General features: G+C 64.7%; 29 protein-coding genes. 17 read left to right on the top strand and 12 right to left on the bottom strand.

Features of this window, described 5'->3' with window-relative positions; all coding sequences use genetic code 11:
- Nucleotides 1-17 precede the first annotated feature (17 nt).
- The 3 genes from V3H18_RS06055 to V3H18_RS06045 all read right to left on the bottom strand — a co-directional run bounded on the left by V3H18_RS06055 (nucleotide 18) and on the right by V3H18_RS06045 (nucleotide 4,326).
- A complete protein-coding gene (locus V3H18_RS06055) occupies nucleotides 18-1,922 on the bottom strand; it encodes a CHASE3 domain-containing protein (RefSeq protein WP_332081068.1) in 1,905 nt (634 codons plus the stop codon).
- A gap of 101 nt (nucleotides 1,923-2,023) precedes the next feature.
- Nucleotides 2,024-3,856, bottom strand: coding sequence for a dihydroxy-acid dehydratase (gene ilvD / locus V3H18_RS06050; RefSeq protein WP_332081067.1), 1,833 nt, complete (start codon nucleotides 3,854-3,856; stop codon nucleotides 2,024-2,026).
- 212 nt (nucleotides 3,857-4,068) lie between these two features.
- Complete coding sequence (locus V3H18_RS06045) at nucleotides 4,069-4,326, bottom strand: acyl carrier protein (protein WP_332081066.1); 258 nt, start codon at nucleotides 4,324-4,326, stop codon at nucleotides 4,069-4,071.
- A 241-nt stretch (nucleotides 4,327-4,567) separates the two neighbouring features.
- Here V3H18_RS06045 and V3H18_RS06040 point away from each other — a divergent pair, with 241 nt between their 5' ends.
- From V3H18_RS06040 to V3H18_RS06015, 6 genes are all read left to right on the top strand, one after another.
- Nucleotides 4,568-5,314 carry a tetratricopeptide repeat protein gene (locus V3H18_RS06040; RefSeq protein WP_332081065.1) on the top strand — a complete coding sequence of 249 codons (747 nt, stop codon included), beginning with the start codon at nucleotides 4,568-4,570 and terminating at the stop codon, nucleotides 5,312-5,314.
- A gap of 31 nt (nucleotides 5,315-5,345) precedes the next feature.
- Nucleotides 5,346-5,951, top strand: coding sequence for a malonic semialdehyde reductase (locus V3H18_RS06035; protein ID WP_332081064.1), 606 nt, complete (start codon nucleotides 5,346-5,348; stop codon nucleotides 5,949-5,951).
- 14 nt (nucleotides 5,952-5,965) lie between these two features.
- The gene (locus V3H18_RS06030) at nucleotides 5,966-6,355 is read left to right on the top strand and encodes a DoxX family protein (protein WP_332081063.1); all 390 of its coding nucleotides are present in this window, start codon (nucleotides 5,966-5,968) and stop codon (nucleotides 6,353-6,355) included.
- A gap of 64 nt (nucleotides 6,356-6,419) precedes the next feature.
- Nucleotides 6,420-7,028: a CDP-diacylglycerol--glycerol-3-phosphate 3-phosphatidyltransferase gene (gene pgsA / locus V3H18_RS06025; RefSeq protein WP_332081062.1), complete on the top strand. Its 609-nt coding sequence runs from the start codon at nucleotides 6,420-6,422 to the stop codon at nucleotides 7,026-7,028.
- Nucleotides 7,025-7,276, top strand: coding sequence for a molybdopterin converting factor subunit 1 (gene moaD / locus V3H18_RS06020; RefSeq protein WP_332081061.1), 252 nt, complete (start codon nucleotides 7,025-7,027; stop codon nucleotides 7,274-7,276). The genes pgsA and moaD overlap by 4 nt, the downstream gene beginning before the upstream one ends.
- Before the next feature lies 1 nt (nucleotide 7,277).
- On the top strand, nucleotides 7,278-7,748 hold the full coding sequence (locus tag V3H18_RS06015) for a molybdenum cofactor biosynthesis protein MoaE (protein WP_332081060.1): 471 nt from the start codon (nucleotides 7,278-7,280) through the stop codon (nucleotides 7,746-7,748).
- A gap of 159 nt (nucleotides 7,749-7,907) precedes the next feature.
- Here V3H18_RS06015 and V3H18_RS06010 read toward each other — a convergent pair whose 3' ends face one another.
- On the bottom strand, nucleotides 7,908-8,486 hold the full coding sequence (locus V3H18_RS06010; RefSeq protein WP_332081058.1) for a Yip1 family protein: 579 nt from the start codon (nucleotides 8,484-8,486) through the stop codon (nucleotides 7,908-7,910).
- Nucleotides 8,487-8,637: 151 nt separating this feature from the next.
- Here V3H18_RS06010 and V3H18_RS06005 point away from each other — a divergent pair, with 151 nt between their 5' ends.
- A complete protein-coding gene (locus V3H18_RS06005; protein WP_332081057.1) occupies nucleotides 8,638-9,612 on the top strand; it encodes a lysylphosphatidylglycerol synthase transmembrane domain-containing protein in 975 nt (324 codons plus the stop codon).
- 56 nt (nucleotides 9,613-9,668) lie between these two features.
- On the opposite strand, the gene sciP is transcribed toward V3H18_RS06005, so the two are convergent.
- Nucleotides 9,669-9,944, bottom strand: a complete 276-nt coding sequence (gene sciP, locus V3H18_RS06000) for a CtrA inhibitor SciP (protein ID WP_332081056.1) — start codon at nucleotides 9,942-9,944, stop codon at nucleotides 9,669-9,671.
- 193 nt (nucleotides 9,945-10,137) lie between these two features.
- Here sciP and mobA point away from each other — a divergent pair, with 193 nt between their 5' ends.
- Nucleotides 10,138-10,752, top strand: coding sequence for a molybdenum cofactor guanylyltransferase MobA (mobA, locus tag V3H18_RS05995; RefSeq protein ID WP_332081055.1), 615 nt, complete (start codon nucleotides 10,138-10,140; stop codon nucleotides 10,750-10,752).
- A 70-nt stretch (nucleotides 10,753-10,822) separates the two neighbouring features.
- A complete protein-coding gene (locus V3H18_RS05990) occupies nucleotides 10,823-11,473 on the top strand; it encodes a hypothetical protein (RefSeq protein WP_332081054.1) in 651 nt (216 codons plus the stop codon).
- Here V3H18_RS05990 and V3H18_RS05985 read toward each other — a convergent pair.
- Together V3H18_RS05985 and V3H18_RS05980 are read right to left on the bottom strand one after the other, a co-directional pair.
- Nucleotides 11,388-12,419, bottom strand: a complete 1,032-nt coding sequence (locus V3H18_RS05985; protein ID WP_332081053.1) for a cysteine synthase A — start codon at nucleotides 12,417-12,419, stop codon at nucleotides 11,388-11,390. The two genes, V3H18_RS05990 and V3H18_RS05985, sit on opposite strands and share 86 nt — an antisense overlap.
- A 184-nt stretch (nucleotides 12,420-12,603) precedes the next feature.
- Entirely contained in the window at nucleotides 12,604-13,488 is an 885-nt protein-coding gene (locus V3H18_RS05980; RefSeq protein ID WP_332081052.1) for an aldose epimerase family protein, read from the bottom strand.
- A 173-nt stretch (nucleotides 13,489-13,661) separates the two neighbouring features.
- Between V3H18_RS05980 and V3H18_RS05975 the strand changes: the two genes are divergently transcribed.
- Nucleotides 13,662-14,354 (top strand): MarC family NAAT transporter, encoded by a 693-nt coding sequence (locus V3H18_RS05975; RefSeq protein WP_332081051.1) that lies wholly within the window; start codon nucleotides 13,662-13,664, stop codon nucleotides 14,352-14,354.
- 12 nt (nucleotides 14,355-14,366) lie between these two features.
- On the opposite strand, the gene V3H18_RS05970 is transcribed toward V3H18_RS05975, so the two are convergent.
- The 3 genes from V3H18_RS05970 to V3H18_RS05960 are packed head-to-tail and all read right to left on the bottom strand — an operon-like array spanning nucleotide 14,367 to nucleotide 16,986.
- Complete coding sequence (locus V3H18_RS05970; RefSeq protein ID WP_332081050.1) at nucleotides 14,367-15,569, bottom strand: lipase-like domain-containing protein; 1,203 nt, start codon at nucleotides 15,567-15,569, stop codon at nucleotides 14,367-14,369.
- A 56-nt stretch (nucleotides 15,570-15,625) separates the two neighbouring features.
- Nucleotides 15,626-16,588 (bottom strand): tyrosinase family protein, encoded by a 963-nt coding sequence (locus tag V3H18_RS05965; protein WP_332081049.1) that lies wholly within the window; start codon nucleotides 16,586-16,588, stop codon nucleotides 15,626-15,628.
- A 17-nt stretch (nucleotides 16,589-16,605) separates the two neighbouring features.
- Nucleotides 16,606-16,986 (bottom strand): hypothetical protein, encoded by a 381-nt coding sequence (locus tag V3H18_RS05960; RefSeq protein WP_332081048.1) that lies wholly within the window; start codon nucleotides 16,984-16,986, stop codon nucleotides 16,606-16,608.
- A 287-nt stretch (nucleotides 16,987-17,273) separates the two neighbouring features.
- Between V3H18_RS05960 and recJ the strand changes: the two genes are divergently transcribed.
- The 6 genes from recJ (at nucleotide 17,274) to V3H18_RS05930 (ending at nucleotide 23,615) form a co-directional block, all read left to right on the top strand.
- The gene (gene recJ / locus V3H18_RS05955; RefSeq protein ID WP_332081047.1) at nucleotides 17,274-19,070 is read left to right on the top strand and encodes a single-stranded-DNA-specific exonuclease RecJ; all 1,797 of its coding nucleotides are present in this window, start codon (nucleotides 17,274-17,276) and stop codon (nucleotides 19,068-19,070) included.
- A gap of 395 nt (nucleotides 19,071-19,465) precedes the next feature.
- Complete coding sequence (locus tag V3H18_RS05950) at nucleotides 19,466-20,353, top strand: septal ring lytic transglycosylase RlpA family protein (RefSeq protein WP_332081096.1); 888 nt, start codon at nucleotides 19,466-19,468, stop codon at nucleotides 20,351-20,353.
- A gap of 121 nt (nucleotides 20,354-20,474) precedes the next feature.
- On the top strand, nucleotides 20,475-21,668 hold the full coding sequence (locus V3H18_RS05945) for a D-alanyl-D-alanine carboxypeptidase family protein (RefSeq protein ID WP_332081095.1): 1,194 nt from the start codon (nucleotides 20,475-20,477) through the stop codon (nucleotides 21,666-21,668).
- Nucleotides 21,665-22,342 carry a dTMP kinase gene (tmk, locus tag V3H18_RS05940; protein WP_332081046.1) on the top strand — a complete coding sequence of 226 codons (678 nt, stop codon included), beginning with the start codon at nucleotides 21,665-21,667 and terminating at the stop codon, nucleotides 22,340-22,342. The genes V3H18_RS05945 and tmk overlap by 4 nt, the downstream gene beginning before the upstream one ends.
- On the top strand, nucleotides 22,339-23,418 hold the full coding sequence (locus tag V3H18_RS05935) for a DNA polymerase III subunit delta' (RefSeq protein WP_332081045.1): 1,080 nt from the start codon (nucleotides 22,339-22,341) through the stop codon (nucleotides 23,416-23,418). The genes tmk and V3H18_RS05935 overlap by 4 nt, the downstream gene beginning before the upstream one ends.
- A complete protein-coding gene (locus tag V3H18_RS05930) occupies nucleotides 23,415-23,615 on the top strand; it encodes a hypothetical protein (protein WP_332081044.1) in 201 nt (66 codons plus the stop codon). The genes V3H18_RS05935 and V3H18_RS05930 overlap by 4 nt, the downstream gene beginning before the upstream one ends.
- Nucleotides 23,616-23,785: 170 nt before the next feature.
- Here the strand turns inward: V3H18_RS05930 and V3H18_RS05925 are convergent, their stop codons facing one another.
- On the bottom strand, nucleotides 23,786-25,024 hold the full coding sequence (locus V3H18_RS05925; RefSeq protein WP_332081043.1) for a CCA tRNA nucleotidyltransferase: 1,239 nt from the start codon (nucleotides 25,022-25,024) through the stop codon (nucleotides 23,786-23,788).
- Nucleotides 25,021-25,278, bottom strand: coding sequence for a DUF6111 family protein (locus tag V3H18_RS05920; RefSeq protein ID WP_332081042.1), 258 nt, complete (start codon nucleotides 25,276-25,278; stop codon nucleotides 25,021-25,023). Before V3H18_RS05920 ends, V3H18_RS05925 begins: the two co-directional genes overlap by 4 nt.
- Nucleotides 25,279-25,528: 250 nt before the next feature.
- Here V3H18_RS05920 and V3H18_RS05915 point away from each other — a divergent pair, with 250 nt between their 5' ends.
- A complete protein-coding gene (locus V3H18_RS05915) occupies nucleotides 25,529-26,533 on the top strand; it encodes an AAA family ATPase (RefSeq protein WP_332081040.1) in 1,005 nt (334 codons plus the stop codon).
- Nucleotides 26,534-26,535: the final 2 nt, after the last annotated feature.

Raw genomic sequence — 26,535 nt, 5'->3', positions numbered from 1 at the left:
GCCGCTTCGCGAAAAAACTACTTCCTATCGATGATCGAACGGATCTTGACCGCGAGCTGCTCCAGGGTGAAAGGCTTGACCAGCAGATCGACCTTTGGGTCGAGCGCGCCATTGCGGAAGACGGCGTTGCGCGAATAGCCGGTTATATAGAGCACGCGCAGGCTGGGATGGCGGAACGTGGCTTCGCGCGCGAGCCGCGAACCATCCATCTCCGGCATCACGAGGTCGGTGATCATCAAAAGGACGTCCGATCGGTCGCGCAGGATGGAGATCGCCTCCGGCCCGCCGTTCGCCTCCAGCGTCGTATAGCCCAATTCGCGCACGCCCTGCGCCGCGATGCGGCGGGAGACGTCGTCGTCTTCGACGATGAGGACGATCTCCTCCGGTTTGCCGAGCGGAAGATCGAGCGCCTTGGGCGCCTCATCGGGTTGCGCCTCGGGCGCATTGGCGGGTCGCGTCGCGCCGGCCGCGTCGCTGTCGCCCTTGTCTCGCGGCAGATAGAGCTTGATGCAGGTTCCGCGTCCCGGTTCGGAATAGATTTTGACGTGCCCGCCGGATTGCTTGACGAATCCATGAACCTGCGACAAGCCGAGCCCAGTGCCTTTGCCGACAGGCTTGGTCGTGAAGAAAGGATCGAACGCCTGAGCGACGACTTCCGGCGGCATGCCCTGGCCGGTGTCCGTCACGGCGATCATCACATATTGTCCCGGAGTCACGTCAACGTTTTCGGCCGCATAAGCGTTATCGAGATAGCAGTTGGCGGTCTCGATCGTCAGCTTGCCTCTGTTCGACATGGCGTCGCGCGCATTGACCGCGAGGTTCACGATGGCGCTTTCCAGTTCGTGCTGATCCGCCCGGGTTATCCAGAGATCTTCGGCGAGCGCGGTCTCCAGCGCGACCTTTTCGCCGAGCGCGCGGCGCAGCAGGTTCGAAGTGTCGGCGATGAGCTTGTTCGCGTCGAGCGTCGTCGGCGACAAGGGCTGCTGGCGCGAAAAGCCAAGGAGCCGGCGAACGACAGCGCCGGCGCGGTCCGCGCCGTCCATCGCGGAATCGATCAGCGTTTCGTAATCGTTTTCGCCGCGCGGAAGTTTGCGCCTCAAAAGATTGAGACTTGCGACGATGACGCCGAGCATATTGTTGAAGTCGTGGGCGATGCCGCCCGCCAGATGGCCGAGCGCCTCCAGCTTCTGCGCTTGTCTCAACTGGGTTTCAAGCGACTCGCGCTTTGCCGTTTCACTCAGCAGATCGTCATAGGCGCGCTTGAGCGAATCGCGCGACTCTTCCAGCGCGCGCCGCTGACGAAACGCCGTGGTGATGGCGAATATGCCGAAGAAGGCGATCCCCGCCATCAGCGCGCCGATGGCGTTAAGCAAGGAAGCGCTATCCGTCTCCAACGCCTGCTCGCGCTGATGCAGCAGACGCTCCTCTTCCCCCATCAGTTCGCCGATCAGCGCCTCCATGCGCTCCATCAGCTCATGGCCTCGGCCTCCTCGAAGGATGGCGACGGCTTCATCCTGACGTCCTTCTTCGATAAGCTTGGCTTTGCGTCCGAGAAGCTGCAGACGTTCGCTCATCAGCGGCCTGATCTGAGCGATTTTTTCGGACTGGCTGGGATTGTCGGCGAGCAAGCTTTCGAGACTAGCCAGTTCTTTATCGAGCGAGGGAATGACCGACTCATAAGATTGGCGATATTGATCTTCGTGAGTGAGCAAATAGCCGCGCTCGTCGCTCTCAGCCTTCTGAAGTCGGCCAAAAAAGCGGTTGAGACAGCTTTCGACTTTGAGCGTGTGCCGCACCCAATGGCCGCTGACGCGCCGGTCGTGCTCCGCATGCACGGCCAGGAATGTCGCGGCGGCAAGAATCGCAAAGCCCAGGACGAGCGCGGTGATTTCGGGCGATTGCGCCTTCTTCGCGAGGGTCATTGGCGGTCCGGGGCGAATTCTCTCGCCACAGTTTACGAGGCGCCGGATGGAATGCCAGCGCTATCTCGCGCCGCATCTGTCAGCCGGGCGGGCGCGGTTCGTTAAGGAACCGCGCGAACCGCGCCCTTGGCGGCGCTGGTCGTCATCGAGGCGTAAGCCCGCAACGCCGCAGTGATCTTTCGAGGACGCGGCTGTTCAGGCGCGAAGCCTTTCGCCGCCTGCGCGGTTCGCCGCGCCGCCAGTTCGGCGTCGCTTACGGCCAGCGTAATCCTGCGGCCAGGAATGTCGATTTCGATGATGTCGCCGTCCCGGACGAGCGCGATCGCGCCGCCTTCCGCCGCCTCTGGCGACACATGGCCGATCGAGAGGCCGGCGGTGCCGCCGGAAAAGCGTCCGTCGGTGACGAGCGCGCAAACCTTGCCGAGCCCCTTGGATTTCAGATAGCTCGTCGGATAGAGCATTTCCTGCATGCCAGGGCCGCCGCGCGGACCTTCATAGCGGATGACCACCACGTCGCCGGGCTTTACGTCGCCCGTAAGAACGCCGGAGACGGCCGCGTCCTGGCTCTCGTAGACTTTCGCCGGACCGGAGAATTTCAAGATCGACTCGTCGACGCCCGCCGTCTTCACGATGCAGCCCTCGAGGGCGAGGTTGCCGGTGAGCACGGCGAGGCCGCCGTCCTTGGAGAAGGCGTGGGCGGCGTCGCGGATGACGCCCTTCTCGCGATCGAGGTCGACCTCTTTGTAGCGGCGGTCCTGGCTGAAGGCCTCCTGCGTCGGCACGCCGCCCGGCGCGGCGCGGAAGAAAGTCGCCACGCTCTCGCTGTTGCTCTGGCGCACGTCCCAGCGTCGCAGCGCGTCGCCAAGCGTCTCGCTATGCACGGTCGGCACATCCTCGCGAATGAGCTGCGCCCGCGCCAATTCGCCCAAAATGGCGAAAACGCCGCCGGCGCGATGCACGTCTTCGAGATGCACGTCGGGCACGGAAGGGGCGACCTTGCAAAGCACGGGGATGCGTCGCGATAGCCGGTCGATGTCGGCCATGGTGAAATCCACCTCGGCCTCATGCGCCGCCGCGAGAAGATGCAGCACGGTGTTGGTCGAGCCGCCCATGGCGATGTCGAGCGCGATGGCGTTCTCGAAAGCCGCGAAAGTCGCGATCGAGCGCGGCAGCGCGCTTGCGTCGTCCTGCTCATAGTAGCGGCGCGCGAGATCGACGATGAGATGGCCCGCTTCGACGAAGAGGCGCTTGCGGTCGGCGTGGGTCGCGAGCGCCGAGCCGTTGCCGGGAAGCGAAAGGCCGAGCGCCTCCGTCAGGCAATTCATGCTGTTCGCGGTGAACATGCCGGAGCAGGAGCCGCAGGTCGGACAGGCGGAGCGTTCGATCGTCGCGACATCGGCCTCGCTGACCGCGTCGTCGGCGCCTGCGATGATGGCGTCCACGAGATCGAGCGCATGCGCTTCGCCGTGGAGAACGACCTTGCCGGCCTCCATTGGCCCGCCGGAGACGAAGACCGCGGGAATGTTCAGGCGTAGCGCCGCCATCAACATGCCGGGCGTGATCTTGTCGCAATTGGAGATGCACACCAGCGCGTCGGCGCAATGGGCGTTGACCATATATTCCACGCTGTCGGCGATGAGATCGCGCGACGGCAAGGAATACAGCATCCCGTCATGGCCCATGGCGATGCCGTCGTCGACCGCGATGGTGTTGAATTCCTTGGCGACGCCGCCGGCCTTCTCCACTTCGCGCGCGACGAGTTGGCCAAGGTCCTTTAGATGAACATGGCCGGGAACGAATTGCGTGAAGCTGTTGGCGATGGCGATGATCGGCTTGCCGAAATCCTCTTCCTTCATGCCGGTGGCGCGCCACAGGCCGCGCGCGCCCGCCATGTTGCGGCCGTGGGTCGTCGTGCGGGAACGATAGGGAGGCATTGGCGTCTCGTCGCGTCGGTCATCGCTCATTGGAGCGATTTGACCTTCGAACTAGCGCATGGCGGTCGGCCCGGCAATGGCGGCCGAGCCTTTTTGGCGGCGAGGCCGCCGAGGGGGAAAGCGAATAGGACGCGCGCCTTCAGCCGATCGGCCTCTTGCGGCGGCCTCCTGCGCCGGGGCCGGCGGCGCTGAAGCGAAATGCGAAGGTTCGGTCAGGCCGCCTGGCGCGCGACGGAAGCCTGAAGCTCGTTCAAACCGGCCTTGATGGCCTTGACCGACTTGAAGCTCTCCCGACGCAGCATGGCGACGGGGAATTCTACGTCGAAGGCTTCCTCGAGGGCCAGCATGACGTGGATGGCGGCGAAGGGCGTCAGTCCCGCGCCGTAAAGATCGGCGTCGTCCGACAGATTTTCCACTGGAACATGCAAGCGACCGTGCTCTTGAAGCAAGCGGCGTATGGTCTCCGTCATCGATCCATCTCCAGGAGCCGCGCACTTTGGCGGGCGAGCTCAAAGCTCGGTTTGGCGCAATAAGCGCGATCGCTTCGACAATCGCGAATATCAAGGAAAGAGATCGCCCGCTTCGCCTGAACGGAGGATGAATTTGAGCCAATTCCACGCGCGAATGGTTTGCGAGAGGTTAAGACCGGAATAGCTCCATGAAGGCGGCGCCCAGTGGTCGCGCCCGGCGCCCTGCGCTATGTTGTGTGCGATGCGAAAACTTGCCTTCGGCTTTTGTGTCGTCTTTCTCGGCCTTTGCGTCGGGACCGCCCCTGGGCGCGCCCAGGAGGAGCGGCAGCCGTCGCTTGAGACGGATGGCGAAGGCGGCAATTTCCTCGTCATTCCGGGCATCGGGAAAATTCCGCTGCCGCCTGGAGCGCGCGCCTTCGGGCCCCGACATAGCCCCGACCCCGAATCGCAGCGCCCCGAGCCCAAAAGCGCCGCGCCGGCGCCGCCAAAGGACCCGGCGGAGCGAAAGGCCGAGGAGATGGCGCGGCTTCTCTCGCGCCTGGAGCAGGCGGACGACGAGGAGGCGGCGCAAAGCGCCGCGGCGATGATCTTGCGCCGTTGGGCGCATTCCGATTCGGACACCGTCGACCTTCTCGCCGCCCGCGCCCTCGCCGCGGAGACGGGCGGCTCTCCGTCGCTCGCGCAGGCGCTTCTCGATTATGTCGTGACGCTGTCTCCCAAATGGGCGGAGGGTTTCGTGCGCCGGGCCAGGGTGCGGAGCGAGCAGGGCGACGACGCCGGCGCCATCTCCGACCTGGAGACCGCGGCGGCACTGGAGCCCAAGCGTTTCGACGCCCTCGCGGCGCTGGGCGCGCTCGCCGAAAAGACCGGCGAGAAGCGGCGCGCGCTCGACGCCTATCGGAAATCGCTGGCCATTTCGCCCCGGCAGGAATCCTTGCGCAAGACCGAGGAGCGGCTGCGCATCGAGGTCGAGGGGCGCGATATCTAGATGCCTCAACGCGCAATAAGGACTTGAAATAATGATCGAATCCCATCCAGAGGGCGCGCTCGCGCCTGACGCGCTCACGCAGCTTTTCACGGCGGCGCGCACCCATAACGGATGGCTTCCCAAGGAAGTCCCCGACGAGCTGCTCGAACTCGCGGTCGATTACGCCAAATGGGGACCGACGAGCGCCAATTGCTCGCCCATGCGGGTGGTTTTCGTGCGCTCAAAGGAAGCCAAGGAGCGTCTCGCGCCGGCGATGTCACAGAACAATCTTCAAAAAACCCTCGACGCGCCAGCGACCGCGATTGTCGGCTACGACCTCGATTTCCATGAAAGGCTCCCGCATCTCTATCCGGCGACCGACGCGCGCGCCTGGTTTATCGGCAATGACGCGCTGATCGAGGAGACGGCTTTCCGCAATGGCTCGCTGCAGGGCGCCTATCTGCTGCTCGCGCTGCGGGCCGTCGGCCTCGACTGCGGGCCGATGAGCGGCTTCGACAAGGCGAAGGTCGACGCCGAGTTCTTCGCCGACACCAAGATCAAGTCCAACTTCTTGATCAACATAGGTTACGGCGATGCCGCGAAGCTTTATCCGCGCGGGCCGCGGCTCGCTTTCGAGGAGATCGCCACGATTCTGTAAAAAAGGAGGCCGACATGACGATCAGAATCATTCCGCAACGTTTCACGCCGCAGTTGCAGGGCGTTTTGCGCATCGTAACCGCTTTGCTTTTTCTCCAGCATGGCGCGGCCAAGCTGTTTGGCGTTCCGCATGTCGCGATGTTCGACGGCTTGAAACTCTTCTCGCTCCTCGGCGCAGCGGGAATTCTCGAGGTCGTCGGCGGCGTTCTGTTGCTCCTCGGCCTGTTTACGCGCCCGGTCGCCTTCATTCTGTCCGGCCAGATGGCGGTCGCCTATTTCCTTTTTCACGCAGGCGACAATCTATGGCCGCTGCTCAACAAGGGCGAACTGGCGGCGCTCTACTGCTTCGTCTTCCTGTTCTTTTCCGCGGCCGGGCCGGGCGCTTTCGCGCTCGATCGGGAGTAGGCCGAGATCGCCGCAGCCGCGCGTCTATTGACAATGGCCGCCGGGGACATATTCCCTTGCTGATATGACTCAGACGGCCGTCACCTCCAAGCGTCGCGCTCAGGCTCTGGCGCTGCCCAACCTCTTGACGTACGGCCGTCTCGCAGCGGTTCCGGTCGTGGCGGCGTTGCTGCTCGGCTTCACGGAGCATTGGGCGCGCTGGACGGCGCTTGGCGTTTTCGTCGCCGCCGGCGTTACGGATTTTCTCGACGGCTATTTCGCGCGCATCTGGCAGCAGCAGTCCCCGCTCGGCCGGATGCTGGATCCCATCGCCGACAAGCTGCTCGTCTCGACGAGCCTGCTCGCGCTCGTGGCCGATAATACATTGACGGGATGGACGATCTGGGCGGCGATCATCATCCTGTGCCGGGAAATTCTCGTCTCGGGCCTGCGCGAGCATCTCGCCGAGCTCAAGGTTCGCTTGCCGGTTTCGGCCATCGCCAAATGGAAGACGGCGGCGCAGCTCGTCGCGCTCGGCTTCTTCATCGCCGGCCCCGCGGGCGAGGCGGTGTTGCCGGGCACGGTCAAGATTGGCGAGGCGTTGCTCTGGGCCGCCGCCATTCTGACGCTCTATACGGGCTTCGACTATCTGCAGGCGGCCTGGGCCCATTTCGGAGAGGACGAAGCGGCGTGAAGGCGGTCTATTTCGCCTGGGTGCGCGAGCGAATCGGCCTCTCGGAAGAGGAGATCGCGCCGCCGCGCGAGGTGGCGACGGTCCGAGAGCTCATCGACTGGCTGTCCGCGCGCGGCGACGGCTATGCGGCCGCCTTCGCCAATCCCGGCGTGATTCGGGCGGCGGTCGACAAGATCCACGCCGGGCCGAACGCGCCGATCGACGCGGCGCGGGAGATCGCGTTTTTTCCGCCCATGACGGGCGGCTGACATGAGCGCGCCGCAGCCGGCGCCGACGGTGCGCGTGCAGGCGGAGGATTTCGACGCCGCGCGGGAGGAGGCGCTGCTCCTTGAGGGGCGCCGGGACGTCGGCGCGCTGGTCGCCTTCACGGGCCTCTGCCGCGACGAGGATGGCGCGCTCGCCGCGCTCGAACTCGAACATTACCCTGGCATGGCGGAAGCCGAGATCGCCCGCGTTGCGGCCGAGGCGCTGGCCCGCTGGCCGTTGCTGGGGCTCACCATCGTCCACCGTTTTGGGACGATCAAGCCCGGAGAGCGGATCGTCCTCGTCCTCGCCGCCGCCCGAAGCCGGCGCGACGCCTTTGCGGCGGCGGAATTTCTGATGGATTATCTCAAGACCCGCGCGCCCTTTTGGAAGAAGGAGCGCCGCGCCGACGCCGCGCCGGGCGAGTGGGTCGCCGCCAAGACGGAAGACGACGCGGCGGCCGAACGCTGGCGTTAGAGCGCATTGCGAAAAAGTGGATGCCGGTTTTTCGCGTAAAGCGCGCTCTATGCTTTTGGAATTGATCACCTCATCTGCGTTTAGGCGATTCCGCCTAAACGCAGCGTGATCTAGAGCCTTTTCGGCTCGAGCGGACGCCGGCTCGACGTCGAAAATGCGTCAAACAAGCTGCGCTGGCGCGATCAGATGCACGATCCAGCCGTGCAGGGCGACGGTCGCGACGACGAGAAACAGCGTAATGAGCGTGAAGACGTCGAGATTCTCCTTCGGCACGCGCATCATCCTCGGCAAGCCGACGGAAAAGACGTAAATCCCGTAAAAGCCGAGCACGTCCAGCCAACGCAGCCCGGGAATGAGGCCGAAGGCCGACGCGAGCCAGGCCGGCGTATAGGAATAGGCGGTCAGGAGCAGCGCGCGGCGGTCGTCGCTTTTGCCTTCGAAATAAGGCGCGATCATCGAAATGACGAAAGCCACGAGGAACAAGGCCGGCAGACTGAGGAGATATTGCGTGACGGCGCGCAGGAGGCCGCCGCCGAAGGTCGCATGCACGATCCCCGAGGACCCATAGGAAAAGCCGAACAGCCAAGAGCTTAGAAAGCTGGCGAAGGGCGGTATGAGAGCAAGAATGGCGATGTAGCGACGGTAGAGATCGAGGATGGAGGTATCTTCCGACTCGATCGTCGTCCACTCCGTTTGCGGCGTCAGGATCAGGCCTTTGATTCGGGAAAGCAGAGACATAACGCGCTCCTTCGAATCGTCGCATAGCTCGTTTAACGAGACAATCGCCGTTCGCCTGGGGCTTGCCGGCGCCGCCTCGCCATGCGAGGGAGGGGAAGACCAGCAGCGGCCGGTTCGATGATTGACGAAGAAATCTAACGCGACGAGCCTTATGAGAAAACTGTTGGAATATTTTTGGCCCCTCTTGGGGCTCGTGGCGGTCGTCGTCTCCTTCTACCTTCTCTACAAGGAATTTCAGGGCGAGTCCGTTGGCGTCGAGGTCTGGGCCAATCTCAAGGCTATTTCCGTCAGTCACTATCTGTTCGCCGCGCTTTCGACGCTGGTCGCCTACGCCGCGCTCGCTTGGTACGACCGCATTGCGCTGCTGCATCTTGGCGTCAAGCACATCAACTGGCTGTTCATCTCGGTCTGCTCTTTCACGACCTATGCGCTGTCCCACAATATTGGCGCGAGCGTTTTCTCCGGCGCGATGGTTCGCTACCGCGCCTATTCCACCAAGGGGCTGACGGCGACCCAGGTCGCCGCGCTGGTGCTGCTGTGTTCTTACACTTTCGGCTTCGGCAATATTCTCCTCGGCGGATTGCTCCTGACCTATAACCCTGGCCTCATGCAGAGGCTGTCGGGTTTTCTTCCCGACATCTTCACCAATCCGAATACGGCCCTGGCCGTAGGTTTGGGCTGTCTCGCTTTTGTCGCGGTTTATATCATCGGCTCGCTGATGAAATTCCGCGCCTTCAGATTCGGGCGCTACGAGATTCTCTATCCGCGCCCGGGCATCATGGTGCGTCAGCTCTTTGCGGCGCCTCTGGAGCTGCTTGGCGCCGCCGGCATCATCTATTTCGCGCTGCCCGAGCAGGGAAATCCCGGCTATCTCGTGGTGCTCGGCGCCTTTCTTCTGTCCTTTTCGGCGGCGCTCGTCTCGCATGCGCCGGGAGGTCTCGGCATTTTCGAGCTGCTCTTCATCAATATCATGCCGGATGTGCCGCGCCTGAAGGTGCTGGCGGCGCTGCTCGTCTGGCGCCTTTTCTATCTCATCATCCCGCTTCTCGTGGCGCTGGTCGTCGTCGCCCTGTTCGAGCGTAAGAAGCTGGTCGAGCGCTGGCGCGGCTCCCAATCGGAAAATTAAAAAAGATAGCGCCGGCCCTTCGGACCGGCGTTCGCTTGTCGCGCCCCTCGCGGCCTCTACATGCGATATTGCTGCAGGCGCGTGGTGCGCAGGCCCGCGAGACCGTGCTGATCGATCGACATCTGCCAGCTTAAAAATTCGTCGACCGTCAGCGCATAGCGGCTGCAGGCTTCCTCGAGCGAGAGCAGCCCGCCGCGCACCGCGGCGACAACTTCCGCCTTGCGGCGGATCACCCAGCGCTTGGTCGAGGCGGGCGGGAGGTCCGCGATGGTCAGCGGACTGCCATCGGGACCGATGACATATTTGACACGGGGACGATGTGTCTCTGTCATTTCCAAACTCGCTACTCGAACAGACGCTTCGTGAACGTCGTTATAGCCGCGCCGCTTTAAGAATTGCCTAAACGCGCATGTCTGAAACGCAATGAAATATAAACCAAATATTAGGAAAAGCCGCGCCTGGGACGGGTCGCCGAATAGGCGCCATAATCGCCAGTAGCGGCGAAGCCCGCGAATGAGAGCCACGATGAGCGACATTCATGGCGTGATCCTCGCCGGCGGGCTCGCGCGGCGCATGGGCGGCGGCGACAAGCCGCTCGCCGACCTTTCCGGGCGGCCGATTCTCGCTCATGTCATCGACCGGCTTTCGCCTCAATGTGCGGGGCTCGCGCTGAACGCCAATGGCGATCCGGCGCGTTTCGCCGGCTTCGGTCTGCCGGTCGTGGCGGATAGCGTCGAAGGCTTCGCCGGCCCGCTCGCCGGCGTGCTCGCGGGGATGGATGACGCCGCGAGCGTCGGCGCGGCTTGGTTGATAAGCGCGCCGGGCGACACGCCTTTTCTGCCGGGCGATCTCGTCCCGCGTCTTGCGGCGGCGCGCAACGCGGCCGGCGTCGAGATCGCCGTCGCGTCTTCCGGCGGGCGGACGCATCACGCCGTCGCGCTCTGGCCGACGGCGCTGCGCAACGCCTTGCGCCGCGCCTTGACGCTTGAAGGGGAGCGCAAGGTCTCGTCCTTCATCGCGCGCTATTCCAGCGTCATCGTCGACTGGCCGGTCGAGCCGAACGATCCGTTCTTTAACGTCAACAGGCCGGAAGATTTGGAGCGCGCGAAGGCGATGGCCAAGGAAGAGGCGCGAGGTTAAAATCGCACAAGGGCGGAACGACGCTTGAATGTGATCGACCCGGACAGGGAATCAAACCCGAGAGAGCGCGATGGCCGGCGAACCGAAAAAAAGCCTTGCGAAGAAAGCGGAGGAAGAAGCCAAGGCCTTTCTTCCCGTATTTCTCTATGTGTGGTTTCTGCTCGCCATGCTCGGCCTGCACAAGTCGATCGTCTTGTCGCAGGCGCATATCGTTCAACATCAAGGCTTCGCCGTCGCGAAAGCGCTGGCGTTCTCGAAGATGGTGTTCGTCTGGAATGAATGGGGCCTCGGCCGCAATTTCGACCACAAGCCGCTCATCGCGCCGGTCTTATTCAAGTCGGCGCTTTTCGGCGTCCTGCTCATCGCCATGGACCTGCTGGAGCAGGCGCTGCTCGAGCGCTTCTGGCCCGCTCATGCGAGCGCCGACGCGGTCGATCTCTCCAATTGGCGCATGCTGCTGTCGCTCGGCGTCGTGACTTTCGCGGCGCTCATTCCGTTTTTTGGGTTTCGCGAGTTCGCCAAGGTCGTCGGCGAAGCGGAGATGCGCAAGCTCATGTTTGTGCGCCGCGAGCAATTGGTCCCCGTAAGGGAAGCCGGGCCCGCGCCGGCGCAAAATGAGCCGGCGCCCAGCGCTTTCACACAAAGCCCGGATCGATCTTTCCCGTCCGCTCCAGCCAGGGCGGCGTCGGCAGCTTCTGGCTCCGCAGAAACTCCGGATTAAACAGTTTCGAGGCGTAGCGCGCGCCGCCGTCAGCGAGAATCGTCACGATCGTTTTGCCGGGGCCAAGCTCCTTCGCCAGCCTGATCGCGCCCGCCACATTGATCCCCGAGGAGCCGCCAAGCAGCAGGCCTTCTTCCTGAGCGAGGTCGAAGACCACCCGCACGGCCTCGTCGTCCGGAATCTGGTAGGCGATGTCGACCGGGGCGCCTTCGAGATTGGCGGTGATGCGCCCCTGGCCGATCCCCTCGGTGATCGAGGATCCAGAAGCCTTTAATTCGCCGGTGGTGTAATAGGAATAAAGCGCCGCGCCGAAAGGATCGGCGAGGGCGATCTTTATATTCGGATTGCGCTCCTTGAGGGCGATGCCGACGCCCGCCAGCGTTCCGCCGGTGCCGCAGGCGCAGACGAAGGCGTCGACGTTCCCATCGAGCTCTTCGTAGATTTCCGGGCCGGTGGTCGCGATATGCGCCTGGCGGTTCGCGACATTGTCGAACTGATTGGCCCAGATCGCGCCATTCGGCTCCTCTTTCGCCAAGCGCTCGGCGAGGCGCCCCGAGAGCTTCACGTAATTATTGGGATTGGCGTAGGGGACGGCCGGCACTTCGACGAGCTGGGCGCCTTGCAGGCGCAGCATGTCCTTTTTTTCCTGGCTCTGCGTCTCCGGGATGACGATCACCGTGCGATAGCCCATGGCGTTGGCGACGAGCGCGAGGCCGATGCCGGTATTGCCCGCGGTCCCTTCGACGATGACGCCGCCCGGCTTCAGCGACCCCTTTTCCCGCGCGTCCTCGACAATGAACAGCGCCGCCCGGTCTTTCACCGAGCCGCCGGGGTTCATGAATTCAGCCTTGCCGAGGATACGGCAGCCGGTGGCCTTCGACGCCCCCCGCAATTCGATGAGCGGGGTGCGGCCAATGGCTTCGATAACGCTGGGGGCGAGGGTCATGCGTGATTCCCGAGTGAGTGGCCTTCCCGAGTGAACGGCGCCTCGTTCCTAGAGCAGGATCGGTTGAAATGGAATCGCTTACGATCCCGTCTCAAAGGCGAATCCTGCTCTATTTCCTTAAATTAGAGCGAGATTCACGTTCTCGACCGAACCGCGTCGCGCTTCCGTCAAGAACGATCTCGCTCTACCGGAGGGAGGCGTTTTGCTCCAAGGCGAAAATGGCGCCATGTCGCGCGCCTTCTCCGGGCGCCAGAATGCGCATCGAGGGCTTTTCATAGAGATCGCCTTCGAAATCGTCCGGGTCGCCATAGCCGGTCCAGGGCTCGATGCAAAGATAAGGGGCGGGGGGCAGCGTCCAGAAGCCGACATGAGGAAAGCCCTCGAGCGCGACGGCGAGCCGCGTTCCCGCGCCATTGTCAAAGACGAGGCGCTCGCTGGCGATGTTGAGAAAGCACAGCGCATCTTCGGCGAACATCGCGGGCGCGAGCGGCAGGCGGCGGCCTTGCAGCGGCGTTGTCCGGGTTTGGGAGGCGAATAATCCGCCCGGTCCGATGATGGGGACATCGGCGCGCTCCTCCTTCTCGAAAAGGATGGCGTGCGGCGCGGCGGAGCCGGCGAGCGGCCAGCGGAAGGCTGGATGCAGGCCGCAGGCGTAGGGCAGCGGCCGCGCGCCCGTATTGACGACGATGAGATTATTCTCGAGCGCGCCGGCCCGCAGCCGGAACTCGACCTCCAGCCGAAAGGCGAAAGGGTAGAGCGCGCGGGTCTCCGCGTCGTCCGTCAGCGCGAGGCGCAGATAATCCGCGCGCCGCTCCGCCGTCTCGAACCGTTTTTTCCAGGCGAAGCCATGCAGCCCCAGCGGATATTGCGCGCCGTCGACGCGGACGCGCCCGCCCCGCGTCCAGCCCACGACGGGAAAGAGAATGGGCGCGGTCTGATCCCAAATATTTGCGTCTTTCGCCCAAATGAGATCGACGCCTTGCGCGCGCCAGGCGACAAGCTCCGCGCCGAAGGCGAGGATTCTCGCGCTGTCGCCGGAAGTATGTTGGAGAAGAATCGTGTCGCTCATGCCTCGAGCCTAGCGCATGGACGCCGCGCGCGGCGCCTTATAGAAAGGCCGTCACACCCGGCCGGCGGCAGGTTGAGCGGCGGCCCGTCGGCCAATAAGGTCGCGTCGCGCCGGGCTCCTGCGCCAGCGATCAGCCCCTCCCAACCCGCATCAACGACAAGTAGACGGCTCATATGAACTTTAGCGACGTGATCCAGGAAATCGGCGCCGGGCGCTACAGACCCGAATTGACGCTATTCTTCTCCACCTTCACGACGCTGCTCGCCGTCATCAATCCCTTCGAATCCCTGCCGGTCTTCCTTTCGCTGCTGAACGACAAGAGCGACGCCGAACACCGGCGGGTCGCCTTCCTGGCGTGCCTTTATACGCTGTTGCTGATCCTGTTCTTTTTCTTCTTCGGCGCGGCCATCATGAAGATTTTCGGCGTCTCGCTCCCCATGGTGCGCATCGCCGGGGGCATCGTGCTGATGCGGATTGGCTTCGAGCTCTTCATGCCCTCGTCGCGCGATAGTGCGTCGCTCGCCGCGGTCGGACCCAATGACAACATCGCCTTCATGCCGCTCGCCATGCCGCTGATGTGCGGACCGGGCGCGATCGCCACCGTGCTGGGGATGGCGGCGAACGTCGAGCATTCCCGTCATGAGACGATTGCGATGGGAGCCGTTTTCGTGGCGATCTTTCTTGCCGTCGCGATAACCTACGTCTGTCTCGCTTACGCTGAAAAACTCACGACCTGGCTCGGCCCTCTCGGCATAGACGCGGCGACGCGAATTGTCGGCTTCTTCGTCTCGGCCATGGGCGTGTCGCTGATCTTCAACGGAGTCGTCGACGCATTGCGCGCCCATGGACTGACGCGGCTGCTGTGAGGCTGGGGCGCGTCAAAGCCGGCGCAGCCTCTCCCCGAGACGCAAATAAATCTCTCGATGCGCCTCTCGCAGGCCGGGAACCCAGGGCTTCAGCCATGCGCCGATCACGGCGTCGAAATGATCGAAGCGATTGCCGACAGCCTGATCGAGATATTCGTAATACCAGCGGCCGCGTTTGAGGTCGCGGCGCCCAAAGACGCCTTCGCCGCCAATCGGCTCCTCGCGCGCGGTAAAGGGGTAGCGCTGCGAGATGACGCTGACGGCGCCGTCATTGGGCCGCCATTGCGCCAAAGCGAGATCGCCGCCGCCCCAGCCGACGATCGGCGGCAAGGCGAAATTGGCTTCCCGCGCCTGATAGATGGCCGGCCGCCAGAGCACGGGATTGATCGTCGAATCCGGCCGCCAGCTTCGGCCAAACCAGGAAACGCCGAAGGCGCCGCCGACATGCGTGGCGTTGGTCACGAGCGAGAAATAATAGGTGCCGGGATGCGACCTGAATTTCCCATTGGCCTTCCGACAGCCCTGTAGCGTCAGATCGAAGCCGAGATTGTCGTCGCCGGCCACGAATGCGCCGTGATCGAGGCGGGACATCGCCTCGTCCATGTCGGCCTCGCCATTCGTCCATTGGTCGAGATAGAGGTCGAAGGGCTTGCGCATCGAACTCGGCAGGCCCGCGGCCAGCCCGAGGAAATTGAGCGAGGCGCCGATGAACTGGCTCGGCGTTCGCCGCAAGCGGCCGCTCGCCTGATCGCATCCCAATTTATAAGGGAGCAGCGTGCCGTTGATCGCGCCCGCGACGCTCACCACCGCCTCGATCCAGTCGGCGCTCGTGCCGCGACCCCAGAAATCCTGAGCGAGGAGATTCTGCAACTGCATGGCGGTCTGCGCGCCGGCGCTGTGGCAGACGAGAATGACGGGATTTTTCGCAGACCAGTCCGGCGCCATCGGCTCCTGATATTCGCGCGCGTAACGGGCGTGGCGCGCCTCCGCGCTATGTTCGGCGCCATAGTCGACGCGCCCGCCCGCGAGCTGGGCGAAAAGCTCGCAGGCGCGGTCGTGGAAGGAGCTGAACGGGCCGACCTTTGCTTCATGAACGACGAAGGGCTCGCCGATCTGCTCCAGCGCGTCTCCCCAATAGGGCAGGCCGCCAAACTCGCGTGGCCCCCAACCAAAAAAACCGTGAATGAAAACAATATGCGTAGATTTAAGCGCCATCGCCGCATCCAGCGCTGCGAAAGAATTTTAGAAGATGGACCATCGTCTCGGGAGCCTCACGGCAGCCCATCGTATTCATATATATTCCCCACATTCAGCACTTCACGCGGCGTCGCGCTTGCGCCGAGCGGCGAACTGATCGGATCGTCGATGCGGTGCCCCTTGAGATCGGCGCCGGCGTCCATCCCCGGAAGATAGGCGCGCCCATGACGGCCCATCCAGCTCTCCCATATGCGATCGACGTTGCAGTGATTGAGGAAAAACACCGGATCGCTCGGCGAGGACGCAAGCATCATCTCTCCGCCGACCCAGACATGGACACGATTATGCAGCCAGGGAGGCGAACCGTCGGCGTCGCTCGACCAGCCTTCGAGACGGTTGCGGAAGCCCTCGGACTCGCCGTCCCAATCGGAGGCGTCATAAGGCGTCAGCGCAAGGGCGCTTCCGACTTCCGCCGTTTTGGGCAACGCGTTGGCGCTCTGCCCGAAGCTGCGGCGCAGGCCGCGATTCACCGACCGCAATTCGCCGGCGCTATTCGTTGCGATCCGCACCCGGAAGGAGGCGGGGTCGTCGGGGCGAAAGGCGAAAGGTCCGGTCGTCACCGGATTTCCCTGGCCGCCCATGCAGTCCGCTCGCCAGATGTCGCCGGTTTGCCGACCCGTCGCCAGATCGCCGTCGCTCGCCCAATCCCAATAGGGCAGGCCGAATTCGGCATCGTTCAGGACTCGCTGCAAATTCTGCTCGAGAATGATCAGCATCACGCGGTGCCAGGGCGCGAAGATCGGGCCGCGATGCGCCGCGTTTCGTCCCCCGGGGTTTCCTGGAGGCGTCTCCTGCATCATGGCGACGACATGCCAGATGACGAAAAGATCATATGTGCTGACGGAGCGCGCCGCGCCGGGAATGCCGAATTCCGCCGTCTTGCGGCCCGAGGCCTCCTTTTTGAGTAGTTTAACGCCCTGAATATATTGGTCTCGGACCGCCGCATTGGTGAGAATATTCCTGCGGATGACGGCCATCTTCTCCTCCTGGATCGTCAATGCTTATGCTTCGAAACCTTTTTCGCCGCGCCGGCGCGCTTGCGCGGCGCCGGCTTGCGCTCGAATTCATCGGGAAAGCCGTCTATGAGCGCCTTGACCAAATCGACCGCCGACGCGGTCTGATAATTCGGCAATGAATGGCAATGAACCTGACCCGCGGCGTCGACGGAAAGGGGGGCGCGGATCTTTTTGCCGTCGACCAAAATTTGATAGGTCGTGCGAATCTCGATCGCGTGGCCGTTGTAGTCGTCCTTGCGCACAGATACGGCGCCGCCGGCGCCATGCGCGGCATGCATGGGGCTTTTGGAGGCGGCTTTCGTCAGATAATCACCAAGCTTATTTGGCGTCGCGGCGGCGTTCAGTTTCTTTAAATGCATAGGTCGCCTCTCACTATCCATTTGTTACAAAATGTCTTGCGGACCGAGCGGAACGGTCGCAGTTGATCGTAAACTGTGCTTGAAAGCCAGCGTCGCTCCTGAGCATGCATGATTATTAGGCTTCCGCCATGCCGGCGCATCGTCAAAAGAGATGAAGAAAAACAAATTTGCGATGTTATTTATTGCGCGGCCAATGGCGCGTATCCCCGCCAACCCCCGGCGTTCCGCGTCTCGCTCAAGCTTGCGCGCGGCCTGCGCTAGCCGTAGCCACGGGGTGAGAGCCGAACATGTCCGATTCGAATATCTCCGCCTTTCTTGGCGTCGAACGCTCCGTGCTGGGGCGGCGCTGGCGCGCGCGTCTCGACGCGGCGGGCGAGGCGCAGGCGCTCGCCCTCACGCAAACGCATGGGCTCGATGATTTTCTCGCGCGCGTCATCGCCGGACGCGGCGTGACGGTCGCCGACGCCGCCTCTTTTCTCGATCCCAAGCTGCGCGATCTGATGCCCGACCCTTCCGCGCTGCGCGATATGGACGCCGCAGTCGAACGGCTCGCGCATGCGATCGAAAGCGGCGAGCAGGTGGCGATCTTTGGGGATTACGACGTGGACGGCGCCTGCTCCTCGGCGCTGCTTGTCGATTTTTGGCGCGCGGCGGGCGCGCCGGAGCCGCTGCTGCATATTCCCGACCGCATCGTCGAGGGCTACGGCCCCAATGTCGAGGCGGTGCGTAACCTCGCTGCGCGCGGCGCGAAACTGCTTGTCACGACCGATTGCGGAACGACGAGCCATGAGGCGATCTCGGTCGCGCGCGCGCTCGGCCTCGACGCCATCGTCCTCGACCATCATCAGGCGCCTGAGCTTCTGCCCGACGCCATCGTGGTCAATCCCAACCGTCAGGACGATCTCTCGGGGCAAGGCGCGCTTTGCGCCGCCGGCGTGGTTTTTTTCGCGCTCGTCGGCTTGGCGCGCGCGCTGCGCCAGCGCGGATGGTGGACCGACGCGCGGCCGGCGCCCGACCTTCTCGCCGCGGTCGATCTCGTAGCGCTGGCGACGGTCGCCGACGTCGCCCCGCTGGCGCGGCTCAATCGCGCTTTCGTCGCGAGGGGCCTTGCCGTCATGCGCGGGCGCGGCCGCCTCGGACTTGCGGCGCTGATGGACGCGGCCCGAATGGACGGGCCGCTGCGCGCCTATCATCTGGGTTTCATGCTCGGGCCGCGGATCAACGCCGGCGGCCGCATCGGCGACGCCGGCCTTGGCGCGCGGCTGTTGACGCTCTCGGATAGCGTCGAGGCGAGGCGCATCGCCGAGGCGCTCGACCGGCTGAACGCCGAGCGACAGGCCCTCGAAAAAGAGACGTTGGAGATCGCGGTCGCCGAGGCCGAGCGGCAGTTCGCTAAAACGAACAGAATGGCGTGCCTCGTCGTCGAAGGCGCCGACTGGCATCCCGGCGTCGTCGGCCTGATCGCCTCGCGACTCAAGGACCGCTTTAATATTCCCGCATTTGCTATTGCTTTTAATAAAGAAATCGGAACAGGCTCAGGTAGAAGTTTAAGTGGCGTGGACCTTGGCTCCGCCGTGCGTCGCGCCGTCGATCAGGGTCTTGCTCTCAAGGGGGGAGGCCATGCGGCGGCCGCAGGCGTAACAGTCGCCCGCGAGCGGGTCGATGATTTGCGCGCCTTTCTAAACGATGCCCTCGAAGAGTCCGTCGAGGCGGCCCGTCGCGACGACGCGCTCGTCGTCGACGCCGCGCTTACAGGGAGAGGCGTCTCTCTCGATCTCGTGCGCCGGCTGGAGCAGGCCGGCCCCTTCGGGCAGGGAAATCCCGAGCCGCTCTTCGCGCTCCCCCAACAGCGCATCGCCTACGCCTCGGTCGTCGGGAGCGACCATGTGCGCGCCCGGCTGCGCTCGGGCGACGGCGCGGCGATCGACGCCATCGCCTTCCGGGCGGCTAATTCTCCGCTCGGCGCGGCGCTCTTGCGGGGTCAGGATCGGCCGTTGCATGTCGCCGCCCGATTGTCGTCGAGCGTCTATCGCGGCGCCGAACGCGTCGAGACGCGCATCGTCGACATCGCGCCTGTCGCCTGACGCGCGATCTGTGGCGCCCACGCCACACTGTTTGAAAATCAATTAATCGCGAGATCCGCGAACCGCCCCGCGTCGCATTTTGGTCTCAATTGGAACGCCTGCTGCCGCGAGCGTAACCGCGTCTCTTAACCGCGCCTTCACACATGGGCGCTCAGCTGGGCGAGAAATTTTCGGGAACGGTCGCAACGCATGGCGGATCAACGTCATGCGCGAAAGGAGAGAAGGCGCTGCGGGCGCGTTCTTTCGTTTCATAGCGGCGACGGGCTCGAGGATCGATAGCAAGGACCGTCTCGATGCGATCTGTCGTGTCCCATAGACTTCTCGCGACCAAGAGCCTTCTCCTCTCCGTCAAACGCCTTTCCAGTCCGCCTCTCTCTCCTCTTCCTTCCCGGTCTTTGCGCGCGATTCTGCCGCTGCTCTGCCTTGGCGCGCTGGCCGGCTGTTCGTCGAGCGGCCCGCAACGCTACGCCGGTCTGGGCGGCCTTGGCCCGATCGACCCGCGCTATGGCGTGCGCGCCAGCCCCCGCGTCATCGCCGACGGCGAGGAAGTTCCCAAGGGCGGCGGCGCCTATATGGTTGGCAAGCCCTATAAGATCGCCGGCCGCACTTATTATCCGAACGAGAAGCCTTATGCGGCGGTCGGAACCGCCTCCTGGTACGGCTCCGATTTTCACGGCCGGCGCACCGCGAATGGCGAAATCTTCGACCGCAAGTCGATCTCCGCCGCCCATCCCACAATGCCGCTTCCCAGCTATGCGCGGGTGACCAATCTTCATAACGACCGCTCGATCGTGGTCCGGGTGAACGATCGCGGGCCCTACCACGGCGGCCGCGTCATGGACGTCTCGCAGCGGGTGGCGGAGGCGCTCGATTTCCACCATATCGGCACGGCGAAAGTTAAGGTCGAGTGGGTCGGTCGCGCCGATCTCGACGGCGACGAAGATTCGAAGCTCCTCGCGACCCTGCGCGACGACGGCGCGCCGGCGACGCTCGACGAGGCTCCCGTCATGGCCGCCGCGGCGGAGGGGCCCGCCGCTCCCACCCGAATCACGCTGGAGAGCGGGCAGGCGACCGCCTATCAGGCCATGGCTTACGCGCCGCAGGAGACCGGCGCGGCCGCCGCTTCGGTCGGCGCCGAAGAGGCCGCCGTCGACGCCGAGCCGGCCGCTTCGGCCCATAAGGCGCGACACGCCGCCGTCCCCTTGCCGCCCATGCGGCCCGCCTCCTTCGGGAGCCGCAGCGCCGCTTCCGGGCATAAGCCTATCCGGCAGGCGCTGAACTGACCGGCGTCGGCGCCTTGCGCCGAACGTAGCTCGCAACGATTGCATTTTCGGGCGCCGCGCGCCATCTTCCGCCTGCCTGGCCGAACGGCGGCCGTAACCGGCGGAGCGCGCTTTGTCCTGGATCGTGGGGCCATATCTCTCCTTGACGCTTTTCCTCGTCGCGGCGCTCGGCGTAGCGCCGGCGCGAGCGCAGAATTTTCAGACGAGCGTTCCCAGCGCCATATTGATCGACGCCGACACCAATACGGTGCTGTTCGAGAAGAACGCCGACGATCTGCAGACGCCCGCCTCGACGGTGAAGGTCCTTACGGCGGAATTGATCTTTCAGGCGCTCGCCGAGGGCCGCCTCCATCTCGACGACCAATTCACCGTTTCCGAACACGCCTGGCGAACCGGCGGTGCGCCCTCCGGCGGATCGGCGATGTTCCTGCCGCTCAACAGCACGGCGCGGGTCGAGGACCTCATTCGCGGCCTCGTGATCGTCTCGGGCAATGACGCCGCCATCACCCTCGCCGAGGGTCTCGCCGGCTCGGAAGAGGCCTTCGTGATGCGCATGAACAAGCGCGCCGCCGAGCTCGGCCTCGTCAAATCGCGCTTCGGCAATCCCTGGGGTCTGGCCGGCCCGGATCAGAACGTGACGGCGCGCGATATGGCGAAGCTCGCCGGCCATATCATCAAGACCTATCCCGACTACTACCGCTATTTCGGCGAGAAGGAGTTCACCTGGAACAAGATCCGCCAGCAGAATCGCAATCCTTTGTTGACCATGAGCATCGGCGCCGACGGGCTGAAGACCGGCAATATCGACAAGGAGAGCGGTTTCGGACTCGTCGGCTCCGCCGTCGAGGAAGGCCGACGTCTGATCGTCGCGATTTATGGGGCGAAGTCCGCCAAGGAGCGCGCCGAGGAAGCGCGTAAGCTCCTGCAATGGGGTTTCCGCAATTTCGAGGAAAAGCATCTGTTCAGCGCGGGGGAGACGATCGGCCCGGCCCAGGTCTATGGCGGAACGAAGGGCTCCGTCGATCTCGCGGCGAAGGAGGACGTGAAGGTCCTGCTCCCGCGCGGCGGCGCCGAGAGGCTCACGGGCAAGATCGTCTATGAAGGGCCGGTGATCGCGCCTGTCGAGGCCGGCGCGCCGATCGGCCGGCTGGAAGTGAAGCGCGGCAATTCGGTCGTGCTTCAACAGCCGCTCGAAACCGTCGAAGCGGTGGAGATGGGATCGCTGCCGCGCCGCGCCTTCGACGCGATTTATGAGTCGGCGGCGTCGACCATCCATCAGAAATTGTCCGAGAAACTCTCCGGCAAGAAGAAATGACCTTTATGGCCATGCCCGAAAGAGGTCGGTTCATTACCTTCGAGGGCGGCGAGGGCGTCGGCAAGTCCACCCAGCTCGCCCGTCTCGCGGAATATCTGCGCGCTCAGGGAATCGAGGCGGTGACGACGCGCGAGCCGGGCGGCACGCCCAAGGCGGAGAAGCTGCGCGCCGCCCTTTTGTCCGGCCGCATCGCCGCGCTTGGGCCGCTCGCCGAAGCGGCGCTGTTCTCGGCCGCCCGCGCCGACCATGTCGACGCGCTGATTGCGCCGGCTCTGAAACGAGGGGCCTGGGTGCTGTGCGACCGTTTCGCGGACTCGACCCGCGCCTATCAGGGCGGGCGCGGCGGCGTCGAGCCAGGAGCGCTGGCGCTTCTGGAAAAGGCTGCGGTAGGCGATACGCGGCCCGACCTCACCATCATCCTCGACCTGCCGCCGCGGGAAGGCCTGGCGCGCGCGGCGGCGCGGCGCGCGGAGGGGGAGGGCGCCGACCGTTTCGAAGGCGAGGACGCCGCCTTTCACGAGGAGCTGCGGCAGGCCTATCTCGACATCGCCGAGAGCGAGCCGGAGCGCTGCTGCGTCGTTAACGCGGCGGCGCCGGCCGCCGATGTCGCCGAGACGATCCGACAGCTCGTCCAGGTCCGCCTTCTCGCGCCGACGGCGCAAGCCGCGCAATGAGCCGCGAGGCGCTGACGCCCGAAAGCGACCGCTACGAAGACGCGCCGCATCCGCGCGAGACATTGGCCTTCTTCGGCCATGCGGCGGCCGAGCGCGAATTGCTCGACGCCTATCGCCGCAACAAAATGGCGCAAGCCTGGATTATCGGGGGTCCCGAGGGCGTCGGCAAAGCGACGCTCGCCTGGCGTCTCGCGCGCTTTCTCCTCGCTCATCCGGAACCGAGCGCCGCCGAGGTCCAGGGCGCGGAGAATTTGGCGGTCGCGGAGGACCATGCCGCCGCGCGGCGCATCGCCGCCCTGGCGCTCGCCGACATCTTTCTGCTGCGGCGCGAGTGGAACGAAAAAACCAAGAAGCATTTCACCGAAATCCGCATCGAGGACGTGCGCAAGGTCATCCAGTCCTTCCATCAGGCGTCGGGGATGGGGGGCTGGCGCATCGCCGTCGTCGATTGCGCCGACGATCTCAATCGCGCCAGCGCCAACGCTTTGCTCAAACTAATCGAGGAGCCGCCCGAGCGCGCGATCTTCCTGCTTGTCGCGCATCAGCCGGGACGCATCTTGCCGACGATCCGTTCGCGTTGCCGCAAGCTCATGCTCGGCGCGCTGTCGCCGGAAGATACGATCGCCGCCGTGAAACATGTCGGCGCGCCCTGGGCGGAGGCGCCGGAGGCCGATCTTCTCGTCGCTTCGGCGCGGGCGGACGGCTCGGTGCGCGAAGCGCTGCGGCTCATCGGCGACGACGGCGTCGCCTTCGACGCGACGCTGCGCCGGCTCTTCGAGCGCCTGCCGCAGGTCGACTGGCTCGGCGCGCATATGCTCGCCGACAAGCTCACCGGCCGCGACAATGAGGCGGCCTACGAGACCTTCATGCGCGCGACGCAGAGGCATCTCGATGCGCGGGTGCGGGCGCTTGCGGGCGCGCGCGCGGCCCCGGCGCGGCTCGCCGGCTACGCCCGCGCTTGGGAGGAAATCCGCGACGCCGCGCGCGAGACGAAAGTGTTCAACTTCGACAAGCGCGCGCTGGTGCTCGGGGTCTTCGAGCGGCTGGCGAAGGCGGAAGGGACGCAAGTGGGATGAAGGACGAATACGATTTCTCAAAAGGCCAGCGCGGCAAGTTCTTCCGCGGCGAGGTCGAGCTTTCTCCTCCAGTCCATTTGGAGCGGGAAGTGAGGGAGTTCTTGCTGTCGCGCGCCGAAGCCAAGGGACATTCGCTTGACGAAATTGTCAACGAATTGCTCAAGGAAGACATTCGGCGGATCAAGGCGGCGAGTTAAGAGCCGAGTGTTCTGCGACAAGCGCGCTTGTGATGGGGTATTCGAGCGGCTGGCGCGGGCGGAGGGCGGTTAGCCGTCATGGCCGCGCTTGTCGCGGCCATCCACGACTTGGGCTTGCCCCCTCACTCGCGCGGATGGCCGGCTCAAGGCCGGCCATGACGGGAGGGAGGCTAATTCGCGTCCTTGCCCACCGCCTCCTCCACAAGCCGCTTCACCGCCGCCGGATCGCGCGGAAAGCCTTCGCGGATCCATTTCGCCTGCAAGACCTTCAGCGCCTCGCCCAATTCCTTGCCCGGCGCGACGCCGCGCGCGATGAGGTCCGCGCCCCTGATCGGGAAGGCGGGCGCCGGCGTCTCGTCGAGATAGCGGGCCGCCTCCAGCCAATCGGCGTCGCCTGGCGCCGCCGCGCTTTCGGCATGGGCCAAAGCGAGCGCGTCGGCCGCCGCGCGGGAGCCGCAGAGAAACAGCATCTCACGCAGATGCGAGACCGGCGGCGGCTTATCGATTCCATGCAAAGGAACGAGCGCGCGCGCCGCCGCCGAGAGCCTGGCGGACTCGTCGTTCGAGAGCCGCAGCCGATCGCGCAGCCGCTCGGCGTCCCAAACCGTCTGCGCCGCGAAAGCGGCGAGCCGCAGCACGGCGTCGGCGGGCTTGCTGCGCGCCGCCTCGCATTCGGCGAGCCGTTGCAGGCGCGCCGGATAGCCGACGCCCAGAATCACTTCGATCACGCCCGCCTGCGACATGGCGCGCATCACTTCCGGCGCGCGGCGCGCCAGCAGCAGTTTCATCAGTTCCGCGCGAACGCGCTCGCGCGACAGACGCGAGAGATTTTCGCGCGCGACGATCGATTCATGCAGCCCGTCGCGGTCGAACTGACCCTCGCCATGCGAGGCGTTGAAGCGGAAGAATCGCAGGATGCGCAGATAATCCTCGCGGATGCGCGTTGCCGCGTCGCCGATGAAGCGGACGCGGCGCGCCTCAATGTCCGCGATTCCGCCGACATAATCGTGCAATGCGCCGTCCGCCGTGAGCGAGAGGGCGTTGATCGTGAAATCGCGGCGGCGCGCGTCCTGCTCGAAATCGCCGCCGAAGCGCACTTTCGCGAAGCGCCCATAAGTCTCGACGTCTTCGCGCAGCGTCGTCACCTCGAAAGGCGTTCCGGCGACGACGATCGTCACCGTGCCGTGCTCGACGCCGGTCGGCACGCCCTTCAGCCCTGCGTCGCGCGCGGCCTTGAGAACGGTCTCGGGCAGGGCGGTCGTCGCGAGGTCTATTTCATGCGGCGGCAAGCCGATGAGCGCGTCGCGCACCGCGCCGCCGACGACGCGCGTTTCGGCGCCTGTCTTTGCGAGCGCCGCAAACAGCGTCGCAAGACGCGGATCGTCAAGCAGCCGCGCCGCCGCCTTCATTCGAAGCGGCCCGGCTTTAATTTCCCATTCTCCATATGGGCGGGGACATAGACGCCCTGATTGAGGCGGGTCAGTCCGAGCGTCACCATGCCGACGATGGCGACGACGAGGCCGGCGATGGTCAGGAGCGACAGGATTCGGCCTTGCCAGAGTTCGCGCACGAAAGGCCAGCGCAGCTGCAATAGATGAAACAGCGCATAAGCTGCGAAGGGCGCGAGGAACAGAAGGGCGGTTTGGAAGACGGCGCGCCACATGGGCGGGGAAGCCTTTCATGAAAGGATTTGGCGTCCGATTATACATTGGCGCACAGCGAGCTGAACAATCGCCCCGGACGCGCGGAATGTGGGCTTCTCCGTTTCCGCCCTTGAATTTCACAGAACCGGACGCCAGAATAGCCTTTCGCCGCAATTCTCGCCCTTTCGCCCTTCATGGTCATAGCGAAGGGCACATAATGGCCGCGGCGCATCGCCCTTATAAGAGGGCCAATCCAACTCCGAGAGAAACATGACCTCACTCGATTCCGCGCCGACCTCGTTCGAGGCCGCCGTCGTTCAGTCCGCCGAGCGCGCGCTGGATCATATCGGCCGGGCCCGCGCCGCGATCGGCGCCGTCATTTTCGGCCAGGATGAGGTGGTCGAGCAGGCGCTTGTCACGATACTCGCCGGAGGCCATGGGCTTCTTGTCGGCGTGCCCGGCCTTGCTAAGACCAAGCTTGTCGAAACACTGGGCCGCACGCTCGGCCTCGCCGAACAACGCGTGCAGTTCACGCCCGACCTTCTGCCCGCCGACATTCTCGGCTCCGAAGTGCTGGAGGAGGGCGCCGACCGCTCGCGCTCCTTCCGCTTCATCAAGGGGCCGATCTTCACCCAGCTTCTGATGGCCGACGAAATCAACCGCGCTTCGCCGCGCACCCAGTCGGCTCTGTTGCAGGCGATGCAAGAGCATCACGTCAGCGTCGCCGGCAAGCGTTACGATTTGCCCAAACCCTTCCACGTGCTCGCGACGCAAAATCCGCTCGAGCAGGAGGGCACCTATCCGCTGCCAGAGGCGCAGCTCGACCGCTTCCTGATGCAGATCGACGTGCATTACCCCGACCGCGAGGCCGAGCGCCGCGTGCTTATGGAGACGACGGGCGAGAAGACCGTCGAAGCGAGCCAGGCGCTCGACGCCGAGGAGCTGATGGCGACGCAGCGGCTCGTGCGCCGGCTACCGATCGGCGAGAAAGTCGTGGACGCGATCCTCGATCTCGTGCGCGCCGCAAGGCCCGGCGAGGGCGATCCCGAGATCGCGCAGCATGTCGCCTGGGGCCCCGGGCCGCGCGCCGCACAGGCCTTAATGCTCGCGACCCGCGCCCGCGCGCTTGTCACCGGGCGTCTCGCGCCTTCGCTCGACGATGTGGCGAAGCTCGCCGCGCCGGTGCTCCGCCACCGCATGGCCTTAAATTTCGCCGCGCGCCGCGAGACGAGCGTCTCCGAGGTGATCGACAAGCTCGTCGCAAGGATCGGGTGACG

The sequence above is a fragment of the Methylocystis borbori genome, from assembly GCF_036576025.1.
Lineage (GTDB): Bacteria > Pseudomonadota > Alphaproteobacteria > Rhizobiales > Beijerinckiaceae > Methylocystis > Methylocystis borbori.
Note: the sequence above shows the minus strand (reverse complement) of the source record. Positions and strands in the feature narration are given on the sequence as shown.